Genomic DNA, 18,854 nt, shown 5'->3' on the forward strand with positions numbered 1-18,854 from the left:
AACGCCCTCTCATTGCACTGCTCCCGTGATTTGTTGTATTCGATTTAAGGCATCTACTACACGACTGGTCTGACGTGCCAAAGCGCCACTTGGATCTTTGACTTGTTCACTGATCCGGTTACCCATGTTGTCCAGGGTATAGGCGATGCTGTTGCCGAGACTGTCGGCGATGTTGGTCAGGCGATGGGCGGGGTCATAGGTGTAGCTGACCGTGGAGGTATTGGGCAGCGTGACCAGGGTCAATTGGCCGACGCCGTCGTAGCCATACGTGGTGGTTTCTACCGTACCGCCAGACGTCACCGTCTTGCCGGTCAGCCAGCCGCGTGGGCTATAAGTCAGTGCAGTCGTGGCACCATTGGCATCGGTGATCAGTCCTACCCGGCCGTTGGCGTCGTAGTTCGACAGAGTCGAGACCTGACCGACCGCATTGGTGATCGTGCTCAGGTTGCCGCTACTGTCGTAGGTATAGGAGGTCTTGTCAGCCACATCGGTTCTGGGGCCGGTAGCCGTTAGTATCTGGCCGACGCTGTTATAGGTATAGCTCCAGGTGCGTGCAATGCCGACCAATGTTGGCGACAGGCCTTGCGCACCGGTCACATCGCTGGTGGCTTGCACCGTCTTGCTCAGCAGATTGCCGGAGGTGCCGTAGGCATAGGTCGTCAACAGCTTCGGTTCGGCGATCTGCAATGGCAAACGATAGGTCGCATGCCAAGTCGTCGTTATCGTTCTGGCTTGTGGCGTACCGGCACCCTCAACCCGACTGGTCTCCAGGTCACGCGTTAAGTCGTAGCTGTAGGTCGTGACGGTGCCGTTGAAATCCGTTTTGCTGGCAATATTGCCATGTGTATCGTATGACATCGAGCGTGTGCGCGTGAGATTTCCGCCCGTTTCACTGACCAAGCCAACCTTGGCAATGCCGTTGACGACCTGAGACGAATAAGCGCGTGTCGCGCCGCCTGCGTCGGTTGCCGTAGAGCTCGTCAATGTTGGGTAAGTCAGTGTGACTTTTTCAATACCAACTGCATGCTCCGAGCTGATTGCATTGCCCTGATTGTCATACGACCAAGTAGCAAAACGGCTGCTGTTCTCATCGACGATGCCGGTCAAAGCATGAGGAAAGCGTGAGTCTTCATACAAATACTGACGAGTGCGTGTGTCGGGGTATGTCACCGCTGACAAGTTGCCGTTGCTATCGTAGGTGTAGGTGTAGTTGCCTCCGGCAGGGTCTATCATCCCAAGTAAGATGCCCTTACTGCTGTAAGTAAAGGTCAATTGTCGACCGAATGCATCGCTAACACTAGTAGGCATCCCATACACGTTGTTGTATTGCAGGGTTTGCGTCAGTCCTTCACGATTGGTAATGGAGATCAATTTACCGGCTGTATCGTATTTCTCGGCTTCGTCGTTTTCGTTGAGGTACGTATAACCTGTGATGTTATTGTTGCTGTCGATTTGCTGAGTCAAGGATGTAACAGCTTGGCCCACATCAGCCACCCATGCACCATTGGTGAATTTGAAAGTGCGTGCCTTGCCATCAGGGCGGTATAACGTTGAGACAAGGGGGGAGTTGGCTCCGGTCACAATCATTAGTGATCTGTCATAGCCCAAGCGCCAACTAGAGTCGATTGTCACGCTGGAATAGGCACCGACGATGGTTGGTGGCGCGCTCATTGCAAGTGGAGTCCACGTAGTATTGCCGGAGCTGACTGCTGCAGACCCCAATGAAGAACCGGGATTTGCACCAAAACTGTTATAGATCCGATCGACCAGAATCGGAAATGCGCCTGTGCCAGCGTAGTCACGTTCTATTTGATATTTATTACCGAATAGCGGGTTGATCGGATTGCCTTCACAGATTGGGCATTGGCCTTTGTTCAAATTTGGGTCTGTGGTTGCTGGTGACGCGTCGCAAGTGGTGGTAGCGTAATTTGGAACGCTGCCAGGAGGGCACTGTAATTTTAGTTCAGGAGCTGTAATGAAGTTGTTATAAACAGTTCCATCTGAAAGAGTACAAGTCACACTACAGCTATAAACATTCACATTGGGGAAACGCTGAACCACCCCTGCGAAATGAAATTTAGCTGAGGGTTCATTGTAATAGCAAGAATAGTAACCATCTACGGGAGAACAAGCAGCACTTGGAGTTGAGTACTGCCCTCCAAAGGTGCTATTCGTCCATGTCGCGACTGGTGCAATGGCTTGTGCATACGTGCCGGTGAAGAACAGCAAAACGACAATAAATTGTTTGCATTCGCTTCCTATATCCACATCCCACCTTCGTTCCATTGGTGCACTCTTGATGCCAGGTTGCTTCACTGTTAAACGCCCTCTCATTGCACTGCTCCCGTGATCTGTTGTATTCGATTTAAGGCATCTACGACACGACTGGTCTGACGTGCCAGGGCGCCGCTTGGATCTTTGACTTGCTCACTGATCCGGTTACCCATGTTGTCCAGGGTATAGGCGATACTGTTGCCGAGACTGTCGGCGATGTTGGTCAGGCGATGGGCAGGGTCGTAGGTATAGCTGACGGTCGATGCGTTCGGTAGCGTGACCAGGGTCAGCTGACCGACGCCGTCGTAACCATAGGTGGTGGTTTCTACCGTACCGCCAGACGTCACCGTCTTGCCAGTCAGCCAGCCGCGTGGGCTGTAGGTCAGCGCTGTAGTCGCACCATTGGCATCCGTGATCAGCCCTACCCGACCGTTGGCGTCGTAGTTCGACAAGGTCGTCACTTGACCAACTGCATTGGTAATCGTGCTCAGGTTGCCGGAGGTATCGTAGCTATAAGTCGTTTTATCGACGACATCAGTTCTGGGCCCGGTAGCCGTTAGTATCTGGCCGACGCTGTTATAGGTATAGCTCCAGGTGCGTGCAATGCCGACCAATGTTGGCGACAAGCCTTGCGCGCCGGTCGCATCGCTAGTGGCTTGCACTGTCTTGCTCAGAAGATTACCGGATGTGTCGTAGGTATAGGTGGTCAGCAGTTTTGGCTCTGCGATCTGTAATGGCAAGCTGTAGGTGGCATGCCAAGCGGTCGTGATCGTTCTGGCCTGCGTTGTCCCTGATGCTTCCACCCGGCTGGTTTCCAGGTTACGCGTCAGATCGTAGTTGAAGTTGGCGACGGTGCCGTTGAAATCGGTACGGGTCGCAACGTTGCCATTGGCGTCATAGGTCATCGATCGCGACCGACTGCAATTAGATCCGCACGTTTCGGAGATCATGCCGGCTTTGGCAATACCGTTGACGATCTGTGATGAATACGTGCGACTGGCTCCGCCCGCATCGGTGGCGATGCTCGTGGTCAACGAGGGATAGCTGAGCGTTACTTTCTCTATACCAACCGCATGTTCAGAAGTAATGGCATTACCTTGACTGTCATACGACCAGGTGGCGAAACGATTGCCGTTTTCATCGATAATGCCGGTCAAGGCGCCGACAAAGGCAGTGTTTTCGTATACGTATTGGCGAGAGTGGCCGTCCGAGTAAGTGACGGTCGATAAATTGCTATTGCCATCGTTTGTATAGCCATAGGAAATATTACCGCCATCAGGGGTGCCAATCGCCGATAAATTGCCCGCAATATTATAAGTAAATGTGAGTTGACGTCCGAAGCCATCGGTGACACTTGATAGCTTGAATTGGCTATTGTTGTACTTGTATTGCAGGGTCTGCACCAGTCCTGCGTGATTGGTAATGGAGACTAAGTTTCCGATCGAATCATAACGTTCTACTTCGTCGTTTTCGTTTATATAGGTCCAGCCTATGGTGTTGCCGCCGCCATTGATATTGATTTGCTGGGTTAGTGTCGTCACCAATTGCCCCAGATCGGAGGCCCACACACCATTGGTTTTTGTGAAGGTGCGCGTCTTGCTGTCACCCCGGTATAGCGTTGCTGTGATTGTCGCCCCGGAAACCGCCACGAGCGTCCTGTCATAACTATGCCTCCATCCGAAATCCACAGGTGACTTGGTGTACATGCCATCCACTGTCGGTGCCGCTGCAGCGCTTCCGCTTGAACTTGGAGGAACGAAAACCGTCCATACAGTGCTGCCGGAGTTCGCTGCTGCCGACCCAACAGGTGAACCAGGTGCCATGCCAAAACTGTTATAGACCCTCTCCAATACGATTGGGAATGCGCCATCGCCTTTGTAATCAAGTTCTATTTGATATTTGTTACCCACCAGAGGATTGATCGGATTGCCTTCGCAAACCGGGCATCGCCCTTTGTTTAGATTGGGATCCGGGGTCGTCGGACTAGCGACACCGCATGAGGCTCCGGATTGAGGAAAACCTGGCGGGCAATATAATCTTTGCACGGCGTTATATCCCCATGCATAGGGGCCTGGCTTATATGAACCGCAAAGAAATGTTGTATTGCAAATTCCATCGCTTGTTGAATTTGGAGTTGCAACCGGATTTACACTGTAGACGGATTTTGGAGATGCATCGCAGATATAGCCGGCATCCGCTACACCAAATCCCATGCATGCGGCATAAGGTGTATCCCCTTTATAACCGTTGGAATCATAGGCGATCTTATTTGAAGGAGCGATCTGTGCTTGCGTCAGAAATGGCACAGCGAAGATAAAGATCGCAAGCACCCAACTCGTCAGATGACGTTGATTAATTAAACTCAAAATATATTGCACCCGTACGCCTGAGAAGACGCTTAGGTCTTGGTCATGGCGCTTATCGCATGAAGATATCAATGCTGGCATTTACGCGTTCCCCGTTCGGTCATTTGAGCAAAGCGCAAGCTTATTGCCGTTATCTAACTGACTGCTGGAATACGTAGCCGAGATTGCCAGAGTGACAGTGGACCTCGCATAGATCAAGTCGTGTTTATTTGTAAAACATTCGCTCATAGTCCATTTCCTGTGATTTGTTGTAAGCGATTCAAGGCGTTATAGACGCGGGTGGTTTGACGTGCCAGGGAACCGCTGGGATCCTTGATTTGTTCGTTGGTGCGGTGATCATCATGATCACGCAGCACATGCACACGAACATCCACCTATGCGTAGTTTTCAAATTCGACAGATAATTCGAGGTGTCCAACATAAAATCAATGTTCGTAGTCATTTCAATACGCTCCACCACCGCTGCCGATAATGCCGATAGGGTTTTCGTACTTTCCAATTCCATCACGACCATCCCGTTTATTCACTCGTAAGTCTTCCCAGCACAGCGTTGCCATCGGGTTTTGTCTCTTTGGTATTTTTATCTGGCCAAGAAACAGAGCCCTATTTGGAGCAGATTCACAGCTTACAATCCACTTTGTTTTCTTGTCGCAAGCAATACGAACTTACATTAAGTTACATGTGGCCGTGCGAATGTATTATGCTCAAGAAATATTTGCAATCCAGAAAGCAATTTATTGCCACACTGCACATTCATGGACAATCAAATAACAACACTCCGTTACATCTCCTCCCTATTTATTGCCCTCCTCCATTAAAATGCGGCAGTAAAGCAAGATTTCCCCACAGAAAACTCCCCCATTCACATGCGCAACATCCGGTACCTGATCGTCGAAATAAGCTGCTTGAGCATGGCGTTCTGGGGTTCTGCACATGCCGCCGACATCTACAAGTCCACCGATGCCAACGGCGCTGTCCGCTACGCCACCCAAGCCCTCGATCCGAGCTTTACCCTGATTTTTAAGGACACCCCGGCTCGTGCTGCCGGTAAACAGGCACGCCCCGTTACCCAACAAGCGCTGAACCTTGAGCCGCTGATCCAGGAGATGGCGCAGAAACACACCGTCGATGCCGCCCTGATCCGCGCCGTCATCGACGTCGAATCCCGCTTCAATACTTCAGCGGTTTCCAGCAAAGGCGCCGTCGGTCCGATGCAGTTGATGCCGGCCACCGCCCTGCGCTACGGCGTCACCGACCGTGCCGATGTCGCACAAAACCTCAACGCCGGCGTACGCTATTTGAAGGATTTGCTGTCGCAGCACCATGGCAATGTCGCATTGGCGCTGGCGTCCTACAACGCCGGCGAAGGGACCGTTGCCCGCTATGGCCGGCGCATTCCGCCCTACCGGGAAACCATGCTGTACGTCCCTGCCGTTCTCTCTTCCATGCAAACCGCTCAGAATGCCTTACCCCAATGATTAATTTCCCATTGCCTGTTGCCAGCAACGCCCGCCGCTCTACCTCCATCCAACCAGCCCATCGTCTGCACCGCCAACCCGGCTTTACCTTGCTGGAACTGCTGGTGGTCATCGTCATCATTGGCTTGCTGGCTGCCTACGTCGGCCCTAAGTACTTTTCCCAGCTGGGCAAATCCGAAGTGACAATCACCAAGGCGCAAATCGAGGCATTCGATAAAGCCCTGGATACCTACCGGCTCGACGTCGGCCGCTATCCGACGACGGAAGAGGGATTGGCGGCGTTATTGGTAAAACCGGCGACGGCCGCCAACTGGAACGGCCCCTATCTCAAGAAGGAAGTGCCGCTGGATCCGTGGGGACATGCTTACCTCTACCGCTCCCCTGGCAGCAAGCGCGATTTCGAGGTGGTCTCGTATGGCAAGGATGGCCAGCCGGGCGGTACCGACGAGAACGCCGACATCACCAATTAATCCGATTTATTTGTCTTTCCCTTCAGTGCAGCCCTTTCCATCACGAGCTTTCTATGCGGTATGACGTACGGGCCCTCTCTGCCGACCACGTGATGGTGCAACTCACCGTGGACGCCAATGACGAAGCGGATGCGCGCCGTCAGGTCGACGCGCGCGGCTTGTTTACGGCCACCATCAGTCCGCTACGCGCATCCGGCATCAGCTGGTTGATGCCGCGGGGTCCGGGCGCCGCCCGTTTCTCGCTGGTGCTGTTCAGCCAGGAATTGCTGGCGCTGTTGACCGCAGGACTCAGCATTGTCGAAAGCCTGGACGCCTTGCTGGAAAAGGAAACCAATGCCAACACCCAGGGCGTCTTGAACCGCTTGTTGAACGGACTGCGCGAAGGCAAGCGCTTCTCGCAGGTGCTGGCGGAACAAAGCGATTTATTTCCCCCGCTGTACATCGGCATCGTCAAAGCCGCCGAGGGCACCAGTGACCTGCCGCGCTCGTTGACGCGCTTTATCGACTATCAGCAACGGATCGACAGCGTACGTAACAAGATCATCAGCGCGGCGATTTATCCGCTGATTTTGATGATCGTGGGCGGTGGCGTATCGGCCTTTCTGATCGGCTATGTGGTGCCCCGCTTTGCGGAGGTCTATCAAGGCACCGGCCGTAAATTGCCCTGGCTGTCGCAACTGCTGCTTGATTGGGGACAGTTCGCGGCCACGCACACCCAGACGCTCGTCATTGGCGCCCTGATTGCCTTGCCGGTATTGTTTTTGACGCTGCGCCACTTCCTGGCCCGCGGCGGCGTCAGCAAGCTGATGCATCGCCTGCCTGGCATCGGCGAGCGCGCCCGCATCTATGAACTATCGCGCCTGTATCTGACCTTAGGCATGCTGCTGGAAGGCGGCATTCCCATCGTCTCGGCCATGAACACGGTGCACGACATGGTGTCGCTACAGATCCGCACAGGCCTGTCGCACGCCCGCGAAGCGATCCAGTCCGGCGGCTCGCTGTCGGCCGCTTTTGAGGCCAACCAGCTGACGACGCCGATTTCGCTGCGCATGCTGCGCGTCGGCGAACGCTCCGGCGAGCTGGGGCAAATGCTGACCCAGTCGGCGGCGTTCTACGATGGCGAGATCAGTCGCTGGATCGACCGTTTTACCCGCACCTTCGAACCAATCCTGATGGCCATCATCGGCATCATTGTCGGCGGCATCGTGGTGTTGCTGTATATGCCGATCTTTGATCTGGCAGGGAGTTTGTCATGAACGCTGCCGTTCCATTACCCACCCTGCCCGCCATCGATGTCGCCCTAGTGCAGGATGCGCGCAAGCGTGCCGTGCTGTCGCAACGCTCGTTCATCGTGGAGCTGGCATCCCTGACCGGTTCGGAACCGCGCTCGCTGGTGGCAGCGATTGCGCTGCAATTCCACATGCCGATGATCGAGACGGCCGACATGCTGGCGATGACACCTGCCTTCGACCTGCTGCCGCTGTCCAAAGCGATGCACCGGCGCTGCATCCTGCTGCGCGGCCCGGACAACACCTTGATTGGGGTCATCCCCGACCCCTTCGATACCGATATCCAGACCTGGCTCGATGTGCACGCCAAGGGTCATGTCGACTATCGCCTGGCCTTGCAAGCCGATATCCAGGCCTGTTTATCCAAGCAGGAAGAGTCGGCCCGGGCGGTGGACAACCTGGTGCCTACTTCCACCGACAGCCGGCGCGACAATAAGACCGCTGCCTCCCTGTCGTTTGCCTCCGTCAGCGCGGTCGCCAGTCCTGCTGTAAGGCTAGTCAATTCGACGCTGTACGATGCCTTGAAGGTCGGCGCCTCGGATATTCACATGGAAAGTACCGCCAGCGGCCTGGCAGTGAAATACCGGATTGACGGTGTGCTAGACCACGCCACCTCCCTCAACGATGTGGAAGTCTCCGAGCAGGTGATTTCCCGCCTCAAAGTGCTGGCGGAACTTGACATTGCCGAGCGCCGCGTGCCACAGGATGGCAGCTTCCGGGTGGAGGCTGCTGGACGGGAGATCGATCTGCGGATTTCCATCATGCCCAGCATCCATGGCGAAGACGCCGTGATCCGTATCCTGGACAAGCGGGCCATGATCGAAGCCTATGGGGCCTTGACGCTGGAAGCGCTGGGCTTCGATGCGCCATCCTTGGTGACCTTGCGCATGCTGGCGGAAGAAGCTTATGGCATGCTGCTGGTGACGGGTCCCACCGGTTCCGGTAAGACCACCACGCTGTATGCAGCGCTGACTGAAATCCACAACGGCCGCGACAAGATCATCACGATTGAAGATCCCGTCGAGTACCAGTTGCCCGGCATCCTGCAAATCCCCGTGAACGAAAAAAAGGGACTCACCTTTGCCAAGGGCCTGCGCTCGATCCTGCGCCACGATCCAGACAAGATCATGGTCGGTGAAATCCGGGACAAGGAAACGGCGGAGATCGCCGTGCAATCCGCCTTGACCGGCCACCTGGTGCTGACCACCGTGCACGCCAATAACGTGTTTGACGTCTTTGGCCGTTTTACGCACATGGGCATCGATCCCTATGCCTTCGTCTCGGCCCTGAACGGCATCTGGGCGCAACGCCTGATCCGCCTGAATTGTCCGCATTGCGCCGTGCCCTATTCACCGTCGGATGCCGAACTGGCGCGCGTGCACCTGACCAGCGCCCAGGTCAAAGACTATCAGTTCAAGCAAGGCACAGGCTGTGGCGATTGCCGAGGCACTGGTTACAAAGGCCGCAAGGCGATTGCAGAAATATTGACCTTGAGTGATGAAATACGTGAAATGGTGATTGAAAAAAGCCCGATCCGGCAGATCAAGGAAGCGGCGCGCCGCAACGGCACCCGCAGCCTGCGGGAAGCGGCATTATCTCTGGTACGCAGCGGCGACACCACGCTCGATGAAATCAAACGCGTGACGCTCCATGCTTGACTGGTTCACGGATCGCCTCCATATCGGCCTGTCGCGCCAGGGCATCGCGGTATTGCATGCCAAGGGCGGCCGCCGCCCAAGCACCACCGTGCTCGCCGACCACGCCTTTGCCACCGATGTCGCGGCCTCGCCGGAACAATTACTCGATGAAGTCCGCCAGGTGCTGGCAAATATCCAATGCCCGCGCCTGCCGACATCGGTCGTGTTATCGAACGATTGGGCACGGTTCTGGACCGTGACGCCGCCGGTCAATGCGGTACGTTTGTCCGATTGCCAGGCAGCGGCCCAGTTGCGTTTCCAGGCCTTGTTTGACGCGCCCCTTACCGGCTGGCAGATGGCGGCGGACTGGCAGATCGATGCACCCTTCCTGGCGTGCGCCATCCCCGACACCCTCCTCTCCCCTTTGCTGCAAGTGACGTCGGCATATCGGCTACGTTTAATCGAAGTGGCGCCGCAATTCATCATCGGCTGGAACCGCTGGCGCTCGGCGCTGCAGGCGGGAGTATGGTTTGGGGTAACGCATGACGACACCATTACGTTTGCAGCGATGGACAAAGGACAGCTTTGCACGATGCGTTCGGTCACCCGTCAGTTGCGCGACAGGGAACGGCATGGCTGGTTGCAGGAACAGCTCACCCGTGAAGCGTTGCGCCTGCAACTCCCGGCACCATCGGCGATACAACTCTGCGGACATCGATCCACTTCATGGAGCAGTTCTGCCAGCGATGACCTGGCCGTCAGATGGCTGGGGACGCAGCCCGTGCATGCAGGCCATCCATCGCCTTCCACCCAGGTGATCCTGGCCCACACCGGGGTGCGCCGATGATGAAAACGATTCGGATCGATTTTGCACCGCGTTCGCTGGCGCGCACCATCTCCCGCACCGGTTGGCGCAGTTGGCTCTGCGGCGCGTTGGCATTGGCACTGTGCCTGAGTGCTATTGCCATGACGGTGCGTCTGACGCAACAGCAACAACGCCAGCAAGCGCGCATTGACAGCGTGCTGGCGCAAACGAAGCAGCGCACGGCTGCGCAACCGGCCGCGCCCAAGCTCGTGGTGTCAGAGGGACAAGCCACTGCCGTCAATACCGCCATCCGGCAACTGAATTTGCCGTGGCGTGACCTGTTTGAGGCCATCGAGGGTGCCACGCCGACATCGATCGCCCTGCTCTCGCTGGAACCGGACGCCAAGCGGCAAGTGATCAGGGGACTGGCCGAAGCCAAGAATAGCGACGACATGGTGGACTATATCGCCCAGCTGAAGCAGCAGAAGCTGTTCACGGACGTGGTTTTGAATCGCCATGAAATGAACGACAAGGACGTCAATCGGCCGCTCCGCTTCCAGTTCCAGGCGCAATGGGGGAACCGGCCATGAGTTCCGTTTCACTGTTACAACTCGGGTGCCGACTGCGCCTGGCGCTCATGCGCATCGGTCTGGTGCATAGTTTCATCGGCTGCGCCCTGCTGCTTGGTCTCATTGGATGGTTGTGGGTGATCCCACAGCTGCGCGCCGATGCCGATGCGCAGCAAGTGGCGCTGGTGCGCGCAAAGAGTACCTTGGCCGCTCCCCCGGCAGCTGCTGCCGTGCCGCCACAATCTGCTGCAGAAAGTCGTCTTCAGGCATTCTATGCAGCCCTGGCGCCAACGGCAGATGCTGAGCAGCACATTAAAACGCTCTTCGCCATCGCGGATCATCAGCATTTGCAACTGAATCTGACCGACTACAAGATGGCCGCGAATCCGGATGGCCATTATCGGAGCTATCAACTGCAATTTCCCTTGTCCGGATCGTATGCAGCGATACGCCAGTTCTGTGAACAGCTGTTGCGGGAAATGCCGTTTGCATCATTAGACGAAATCAATTTCAAGCGGGATACCATCAATAGCGCGAAACTCGACGCCAAATTGCGCATCACGCTGTACCTGGCAAATAAGCCTGAATCCAGTCAAGCGTCTGCGGCGAAGCAGGAGGTGGCGCGATGAAGCGACGTCACCTGCTCATGGTAGCCGGACTGATCGGCTCCGGCTGCCTGGTCGTCTTTGGCGACAAGACGCCAGCGACCTCGATTGCCGAGCCGGTGGCGCGGCCGGTGCCGGCACGCTCTGCCGTTGTAGCCACAACTGAGGAGGCAACGGATAAATCCGATAAGGATAGCCAGCGCACGATACTCGCGCTGGTGCCACGCAGCGTGCTGCTGGATCGCGCCGACATCGCGGCAGACAACACCCTGTTTGGCAACCAGACCTGGACGCCACCGCCTCCGGTAGTAGCGCCCGTCAAACCGCCTCCGCCGCCACCGCCCATGGCGCCGGCATTGCCGTTCACCTATATCGGCAAAAAGCTGGAAGGCAACCATTGGGAAATCTACCTGGCGCAGGGTGAACAAACCGTGATTGCCCGCGAAAAAGAGATCATTGGCGGCCTATACCGCGTCGACGCGATCAAGCCCCCCGTGATATCACTGACCTATCTGCCATTGAAGCAGGTTCAAACACTTACTCTTGAAGGATTCGACTGATGGCAGGTCGTCCGTTTTTTTTATTGTTTAGTTCTCCAGCATCGCTACGCGGTGTCGTGCCGGCACGGCTGACCCCGTTCGCTGCTGCGGCCTTGTGCCTGCTGACCGGTGTCTTGCTGTCTGGGTGTGCTGCCCAAATGAGCTATCGCGACGGCAAGGAATTCATTGCCCACGACAAGATCGAGGAAGGCCTGGCCAAATTCCAGGAAGCCAGCACCCAGGATCCGCAGAATTTCGAGTATCGCGTCGCCTACCTGCAAACGCGCGAACGCGCCGTCTCCGGTTACTTGAGCCAGGCGGATCGCTTAGCGTCGGCCGGCAAGCGCGCCGATGCAGAAAAACTGTATCAGCGAGTACTAGCGCTGGACGCCAGTAGCGAGCGGGCACAGGATGGCCTGCGCAAGCTCTCGATGTCGGACCGCCATGCTGTGCTGCTGAAGGAAGCGCAGGCCGCCTGGGCGAAGAAAGACAGTGAGTCCGCGCAATTCAAGCTGCGCACCATCTTGAATGAAAATCCGGACGATGCCGGCGCCCAAGCGTTTCGCCGCATGATGTCGGAGGCGCTGGTCAATCCGCCGCTGGAGTCGACCTTATCGGCCGCGTATAAAAAGAAGATTTCCATTGAATTCAAGGACGCGGCCTTGAAACAGGTGTTCGAGGTGATTGCTCGTACATCGGGCTTGAATTTCCTGTTCGACAAGGATGTCAAAAGCGATCAAAAGACCTCAATCTACTTGAAGAACAGCACCATCGAATCGGCCGTGCACTTCATGCTGCTCACCAACCAGCTGGAGCAGCAGGTGCTGGATGCCAATACGATCCTGATTTACCCAAACACCTCGGCAAAGCAGAAAGACTACCAGGAGATGGTAGTCAAAACATTCTTCCTGACCAATGCCGACGCCAAAACAGTCGCTGCGACCCTGAAAGCCATCCTCAAGACCAAAGATGTCGTCATCGACGAAAAGCTCAACATGCTGATCATGCGCGACTCGCCCGAGGTTATCAAGCTCGCAGAAAAGCTGGTCGCCTTGCATGACGTAGCAGAACCGGAAGTCATGCTGGAAGTCGAGATCCTGGAAGTTACCCGTACGCGGCTGCAGCAGCTGGGGATTCAATGGCCCAGCAGTTTGACGCTGACCCCGCTGTCGCTGAGCGGCAATGCTTCCAATGCCCTGACCATGCGCGATCTGGGGCATCAGAATTCCGGCACGGTCAGCGTCGGCAACCCCAACGCCGTGGTCAATGCCAACGTGACCGATTCGGACGCCAATCTGCTGGCCAATCCCCGCATCCGCACCCGCAACCACGAAAAAGCCAAGATCCTGATCGGCCAGCGTGTGCCGAATATTACGACGACCGCGACCTCGACCGGCTTTGTGTCCGAGTCGATCAACTATGTCGATGTCGGGCTGACCCTGAATGTCGAACCGACCATTTACCTGGACAACGATGTCGCCATCAAGGTCTCCATGGAGGTCAGCAACATCATCAGCCAGATCACCACCAAAGGGGGATCCACTGCCTATCAGATCGGTACCCGCACCGCCAGCACGGTCCTGAGCCTCAAGGACGGCGAAACCCAGGTATTGGCGGGCTTGATCAATGATGAAGACCGGCGCGGCGGCAACAAGCTGCCAGGGATCGGGGAGATCCCGATTCTGGGACGCCTGTTCGGCACCTCGTCCGACAACAAGCAAAAGACGGAAATCGTGCTGTCGATCACGCCGCATCTGATTCGCAATATCCAGCGGCCGGATACCTCGCTGTCGGAATTCCGGTCGGGCACGGACACCAGCTTCCGGGTACGTCCGGAAGGCGGCGGTACGGCCCCGGCAGTAATCAGCGGCCCGGCGGCAGGCGATGCAACGAATGGCATGCCAGCAGCAGGAGTCAGCGGCTTGCCTGCGGTGCCGCAGATCCCCGGCAGCACGCCAGCGGCGGCCGGCGCGGGTGGTGTTCCTGGCGCGGCATTGACTGGCTCCCAGTTGCAATGGCAAGGTCCGGCGCAGGTCAAGGCCGGCGGCTTGTTTGCGGTGCAGCTGATGATGCAGTCGGATCAGCCGGTCACCAGCTTGCCGATGGCGGTCAACTTTGATCCGCAGGTGCTGCAAGTGGTGAATATCACCGAAGGGGATTTTTTAAAACAAGGCGGCGCGCAAACCAGTTTTAATAGCAAGGTCGACAATGGCGGCAAGATCCTGATGACGGGCACGCGTTCCGGGGACGGCGGCTCCACCGCACTCGGCACGATTGCGACCATCAATTTTAAAGCGCTGACGACTGCCGATGCCGCCCAGGTGCAGCTGCTGACCCTGGCCGCCGTGGGCGCCAAGGGAAGCCAGGTGAACGTGCCTCTACCAAAGGCGTATCAGGTGCAAGTCCAGCCATGATGGCCAGCCTGCGCGCCCGTGGTTTCACGCTGATCGAGTTATTGATCACGCTTGCCATCCTCGCGGTCCTGGCTGGTGTCGCCGTGCCGCTGGCGCAAGTGGCGATGCAGCGCCATCAGGAACAGGAGCTGCGCCGCGCCTTATGGGAAATCCGAGGTGGCATCGATGCCTACAAGCGCGCCAGCGACGAAGGACGCATCCCCAAAGCGGTCGGCGCCAGTGGTTATCCGAGTACGCTGGCGATACTAGTAGAGGGACAGCCGGATCAACGCGATCCGAAGCGTTCCAAAATCTTCTTTCTGCGTCGGATTCCATCGGACCCGATGAATACGGACAACCCGGATGACCCGGCAGCGTCCTGGGGCAAGCGCAGTTACGCCAGCGAAGCCAATGATCCCAAAGAGGGGGACGATGTCTATGACGTCTATTCAACCTCGTCCAAGGTCGGCCTGAACGGCGTGCCCTACAGAAAATGGTGATGCCGTGATAGTTCACTTTCCATCGACATCGCACAAGAAGCTGGCCTCGTCATCAGGCAAAGCCACACTACGCCATCGCGGTTTCACGCTGATTGAATTATTGGTGGTCCTGGCGATTGTGGCCTTGCTGGCGACGATCGCCTTGCCGCGTTACTTTCAAAGCATCGATACGGCCAAAGAAGCCATCCTTCAAGAAAACCTGCGGCTCACGCGCGATACCATCGACAAATTCTATGGCGACACCGGACGCTATCCGGACTCGCTCAATGAACTGGTGCAAAAGAAGTATTTACGCGCCCTGCCGCTGGATCCGATCCTGGCCAGCAGCACCGCCTGGGTGATTGTGCCGCCGGACGACACTGCCAAGGGGAATGTCTACAGCATCAGAAGCAGCGCGCCGGGCAATAATCGCGCTGGCAAACCGTTCTCTAGCTTGTAGATCATGACAGCACTTCGCACCAGACACACACGAACGCCACGCTGCCGGCATGCTGGATTTACCTATCTGGGCGTGTTGATCATGGTAGCGATTCTGGGTATCGCCTCCGTGGCGTCCCTGCAAATCGGCTCGTTGCTGCAACGCCGTGCGGCCGAAGAAGAATTGCTGCGGATCGGCAGCGCATTTCAGAACGCCTTGATCGCGTACAGCAACGCGACCCCACCTGGACAGTCGCATGGTCCTCGCTCATTGGATGAGCTATTGAAGGATCCGCGCTATCCGGGGATACGTCGGTATCTACGGCAATTGTATGTGGATCCATTGACCGGGAAAAGCGAATGGGGCGTCGTAGAATCCCCAGAGAATAGCAGCATTATTGGGGTGTTCAGCTTGTCTGAAGCCACCCCAATCAAGATCGCCAATTTTGAATCAGAGTTTGCCGATTTTACGGGGAAAACGTCGTATCGGGATTGGCAGTTTATTGTGCCAGCAAATTTGCCTCACTAAGCCAAACATTATCTCGATGCTTATCTAAGCCTCCCTTCCAGACAGAAACGGGTTCCAGATCACTGAAAACCTGTTGATCGCATCATCCACACATTACTGGGACGCATTGGCATCCATGGCAGTCAAATGTAACTCCGAATTTGGGAGGCACGACATTCGCCCCTCACCCCAATTTTTATGCCTTCGAATTCTCTCCCCCCCCCCCCGAGAAATCTACTGGCAATCGCTAGCTCACGACGAGATTACCTAGAAGTTAGCAATACATCATATTCGTCGAGCGCTTCTCTAAGTTCATCTATTACATCGCGTCCATTTGCACCATCTATGCGAAGAATACTAATTAGCTCTTCATATAAAATTAGAGCTTCCTTTTTTTCTCCGCGATCTTTCAAGTGATCGGCAAGATCTTTTAGCGCTAAAGTATTTTTCGAATCTATTGAGAGAATTTTTTCGTAGCACGCTCTTGCCAAACTTAATTGAATATTACTTTGTGTTGTTGGGATTTCGTCAAATTCTGCCGAAATCCACAATTCAATAGTATTACCCTTTAATCTCAGAGCATCTATGTCGTCAGGAAACTGATTTAAAATTAAGTCAACAATTCTCAGCGCCGCTTCATAGTCACCAGACAGCGCTGCCATTTTCGCTTCTTCAAGCTTACTAATGCGGTCAAATTCCATTTAGAATGACCCCGCATTTGGATCAATTATTTCTCCGCCAAGGTCTTCGAACGCCTTACATGCCATCATATCCCCCGCCAGACATTGGACTCTTACGACTGCCATGGTAACTTCTTCAAGAAATGGTGGGCAAAAAGATTTAGTAAAGCCCCGCTTGGCCACTTTAATCCAACCTTTTAGAAATCTCTTCCGTACTGGCGATGCGCTCGGATCCTTGAGAATATCTTCAGCACGTTGGACGGCTGCGGATACTTCAGCTTTTGTACTATTTTTCGTAATTCCCGCTACCGCGGAATCACTACCGCCAATACTAGATTGGCCCTGAACTTTACTATTACCAGATTGATCAAAATACTTCACAGGATTTCCATCAACATAGCTATATGTATTCATACCCCCATTTAATCCAATCGGATCCGACTGAACATACCGTCCCAACTGTGGATCGTAATCGCGATTGATATTGTAGAAGTTGTTGGTCTCTTTATCATACAACTGCCCCGGAAAGCGTTGGTTGTAGGTGAAAGTTCCTAGGCTGCTCGGGTTCTGATCTGGGGGTTGTAGTCCAAACGGATCCGCGTTGTCCCAGCGCCAAACCATCTGATTGTCGGTTGCCTGCGTAATCACCCGTGGCGTATTGATGTGGTCCGCATAGACATAATAGATGTTGGTTGCGGTGACTTGGCTTGTTCCTGTTCCCGTGGTCGTTTGTTTCAGTACTGCGACAGGCAAGTCGCCCAAATACACCGTCTCCTCAATTGCCTGCTGATTAGAATCGTACTCGCCAATCAGATGACTTTGCTCGTCATATATGTAGCTATTGCTGCCAGTTGGAATAATGGAATTTTGTCCGCTTTTTTGAACCCGCTGATCTATACCGTTGTGTGTGTAATTGATTGTAATACCGGCAGCTGAGGCAGTCACCATCCGGCCGCGATCATTATAGGTATAGCTAATGGTGCCGTCGTTGGTCAGATTGCCCACCGCATCGTAGGTGTTGCTCTTCGCCGGTGTCGGCCCCGTCGTGGCCGTCAGCTGATTGCTGTTCGCAGCAATCGTGTTGGTGTAGCTGCCAGCACCGAAGGTGGCCTGGGTACGATTGCCGTTCTGGTCATATTGAAAGCTCTGGGTATTGGTACTGCTGCTGCCCGTGACGGAGTTAAGCCGGTCCAGGTTGTCATAGCCGTAGCTTTGGTTGAAGTTGGCCGGTGCGCTATTGCCAGTGCCCGTGCCGCTGTGGCTAGTCGCAGTGATCCGGCTGGCCGCATCGTAGCTGATCGTCCGGTTGGTGCCGTTGCTTAAAGCATTTCCCAGCGGGTAGCTGGTGACACGACCATCCAGGTCAATGCCCCTGGCATAGGTGTTCGTGCTGGTACTGCTGCTATTGCCCCAGGTCCAGGCATTCACAGGACCGAAGGCTTGATAGCCGATACCGGTCAATAAAGGGATGGTGCTGCCGGTATTGGTGCCACCACCGGTGGTATTGGTCGGATTCAGGGTCAGACTATTGATCCGCCCTGCCGCGTCATAGCCGTAGTTGATCCGGTTGCCGCTGGGGTAAGTGGTGCTGATCAATTTACCGGTGGTAGTGCCGCTGCTGCCATAGGCGTAGCTGAGCGTGCTGCTGGCGCCAGTGCTGCTGAGCGTCTGCACCTTGGTCAGCAAGCGGCCGAAGCCGTCATAGGCATAGGTGGTCTGACCGGAGCCGTCGATCATCCGGGTCAGGTGGCCGATAGCGTTCGGGGCGCCTGTTGATCCCCCATCGTATTCAAACTGGGTGGGAGTACCGCTGGCATAGCTGATCTGGGTCAGGCGGTTGAGGGCGTCGTAGCTATAGCTGGTGGTCTTGCCACGGGCATCGGTACGGGTCTTCAGGTTGCCGGCGGCATCATAGGTTTTACTGGTGCTGCCGGTATCGGGACTGGTGAGCGCGTTCTGGTTACCCAGGCCATCGACGGTATAGCTGGTTACCAGATTTCTCGGATCGGTGACGGTGCTGAGCTGGTCCTGGCCGTCATAGGTAAAACTGACGGTGGGGCTGGCGCCGCCTGCAGCCGGAACCGGTTGGACTTGCTGGATCAGGCGTCCCAGCGGATCGTAGCTTTGGGTGGTGATGTTCCCCAGGGGATCGGTGGTCTTGGTTCGATTGCCCATGGCATCGTATTCATAGCTGGTGGTCGTATTCTGGACCGCTTGCGCCTGTGCTGCCGTGCCATTCACGCTACCCAGCAGCGGGCTGTAGGCCAGCGTGAACAGGACCGCACTGGCCAGAGTCTTGATACTTGATTGTTTCCCCATGAAAC

Annotated in this window: 16 protein-coding genes; 12 read left to right on the top strand and 4 right to left on the bottom strand. The window is 55.6% G+C overall.

Going from position 1 to position 18,854, the window contains the following annotated elements; all coding sequences use genetic code 11:
* Window positions 1-9: 9 nt before the first annotated feature.
* Window positions 10-2,286, bottom strand: a complete 2,277-nt coding sequence (locus KHU30_RS21235; protein ID WP_211444601.1) for a DUF6531 domain-containing protein — start codon at window positions 2,284-2,286, stop codon at window positions 10-12.
* 44 nt (window positions 2,287-2,330) lie between these two features.
* The gene (locus tag KHU30_RS21240; RefSeq protein ID WP_211444602.1) at window positions 2,331-4,721 is read right to left on the bottom strand and encodes a DUF6531 domain-containing protein; all 2,391 of its coding nucleotides are present in this window, start codon (window positions 4,719-4,721) and stop codon (window positions 2,331-2,333) included.
* Window positions 4,722-5,506: 785 nt separating this feature from the next.
* Between KHU30_RS21240 and KHU30_RS21245 the strand changes: the two genes are divergently transcribed.
* The 12 genes from KHU30_RS21245 (at window position 5,507) to KHU30_RS21300 (ending at window position 15,871) form a co-directional block, all read left to right on the top strand.
* Window positions 5,507-6,118 (top strand): lytic transglycosylase domain-containing protein, encoded by a 612-nt coding sequence (locus KHU30_RS21245; protein WP_211444603.1) that lies wholly within the window; start codon window positions 5,507-5,509, stop codon window positions 6,116-6,118.
* Window positions 6,115-6,588, top strand: coding sequence for a type II secretion system major pseudopilin GspG (gspG, locus tag KHU30_RS21250; RefSeq protein ID WP_211444604.1), 474 nt, complete (start codon window positions 6,115-6,117; stop codon window positions 6,586-6,588). The genes KHU30_RS21245 and gspG overlap by 4 nt, the downstream gene beginning before the upstream one ends.
* A gap of 53 nt (window positions 6,589-6,641) precedes the next feature.
* Complete coding sequence (locus KHU30_RS21255; protein WP_211444605.1) at window positions 6,642-7,844, top strand: type II secretion system F family protein; 1,203 nt, start codon at window positions 6,642-6,644, stop codon at window positions 7,842-7,844.
* Window positions 7,841-9,535 carry a GspE/PulE family protein gene (locus tag KHU30_RS21260; protein WP_211444606.1) on the top strand — a complete coding sequence of 565 codons (1,695 nt, stop codon included), beginning with the start codon at window positions 7,841-7,843 and terminating at the stop codon, window positions 9,533-9,535. Before KHU30_RS21255 ends, KHU30_RS21260 begins: the two co-directional genes overlap by 4 nt.
* A complete protein-coding gene (locus KHU30_RS21265) occupies window positions 9,528-10,361 on the top strand; it encodes a hypothetical protein (protein ID WP_211444607.1) in 834 nt (277 codons plus the stop codon). The genes KHU30_RS21260 and KHU30_RS21265 overlap by 8 nt, the downstream gene beginning before the upstream one ends.
* Window positions 10,358-10,909: a PilN domain-containing protein gene (locus tag KHU30_RS21270; RefSeq protein WP_211444608.1), complete on the top strand. Its 552-nt coding sequence runs from the start codon at window positions 10,358-10,360 to the stop codon at window positions 10,907-10,909. The genes KHU30_RS21265 and KHU30_RS21270 overlap by 4 nt, the downstream gene beginning before the upstream one ends.
* On the top strand, window positions 10,906-11,517 hold the full coding sequence (locus KHU30_RS21275) for a GspMb/PilO family protein (RefSeq protein ID WP_211444609.1): 612 nt from the start codon (window positions 10,906-10,908) through the stop codon (window positions 11,515-11,517). Before KHU30_RS21270 ends, KHU30_RS21275 begins: the two co-directional genes overlap by 4 nt.
* Window positions 11,514-12,053: a hypothetical protein gene (locus KHU30_RS21280; protein WP_211444610.1), complete on the top strand. Its 540-nt coding sequence runs from the start codon at window positions 11,514-11,516 to the stop codon at window positions 12,051-12,053. Before KHU30_RS21275 ends, KHU30_RS21280 begins: the two co-directional genes overlap by 4 nt.
* Window positions 12,054-12,109: 56 nt before the next feature.
* Window positions 12,110-14,446, top strand: coding sequence for a cohesin domain-containing protein (locus KHU30_RS21285; RefSeq protein ID WP_329956704.1), 2,337 nt, complete (start codon window positions 12,110-12,112; stop codon window positions 14,444-14,446).
* Complete coding sequence (locus KHU30_RS21290) at window positions 14,446-14,925, top strand: type II secretion system protein (protein WP_407928127.1); 480 nt, start codon at window positions 14,446-14,448, stop codon at window positions 14,923-14,925. The genes KHU30_RS21285 and KHU30_RS21290 overlap by 1 nt, the downstream gene beginning before the upstream one ends.
* Before the next feature lie 40 nt (window positions 14,926-14,965).
* Window positions 14,966-15,364: a type II secretion system protein gene (locus tag KHU30_RS21295; protein ID WP_211444750.1), complete on the top strand. Its 399-nt coding sequence runs from the start codon at window positions 14,966-14,968 to the stop codon at window positions 15,362-15,364.
* A gap of 81 nt (window positions 15,365-15,445) precedes the next feature.
* Complete coding sequence (locus KHU30_RS21300) at window positions 15,446-15,871, top strand: type II secretion system protein (protein WP_230427509.1); 426 nt, start codon at window positions 15,446-15,448, stop codon at window positions 15,869-15,871.
* A gap of 242 nt (window positions 15,872-16,113) precedes the next feature.
* Here KHU30_RS21300 and KHU30_RS21305 read toward each other — a convergent pair whose 3' ends face one another.
* Together KHU30_RS21305 and KHU30_RS21310 are read right to left on the bottom strand one after the other, a co-directional pair.
* Entirely contained in the window at window positions 16,114-16,551 is a 438-nt protein-coding gene (locus tag KHU30_RS21305; protein WP_211444613.1) for a tetratricopeptide repeat protein, read from the bottom strand.
* Complete coding sequence (locus KHU30_RS21310) at window positions 16,552-18,849, bottom strand: RHS repeat protein (RefSeq protein ID WP_211444614.1); 2,298 nt, start codon at window positions 18,847-18,849, stop codon at window positions 16,552-16,554.
* Between the last annotated feature and the right edge of the window lie 5 nt (window positions 18,850-18,854).

Source organism: Collimonas humicola (assembly GCF_018304945.1).
Lineage (GTDB): Bacteria > Pseudomonadota > Gammaproteobacteria > Burkholderiales > Burkholderiaceae_D > Collimonas > Collimonas humicola.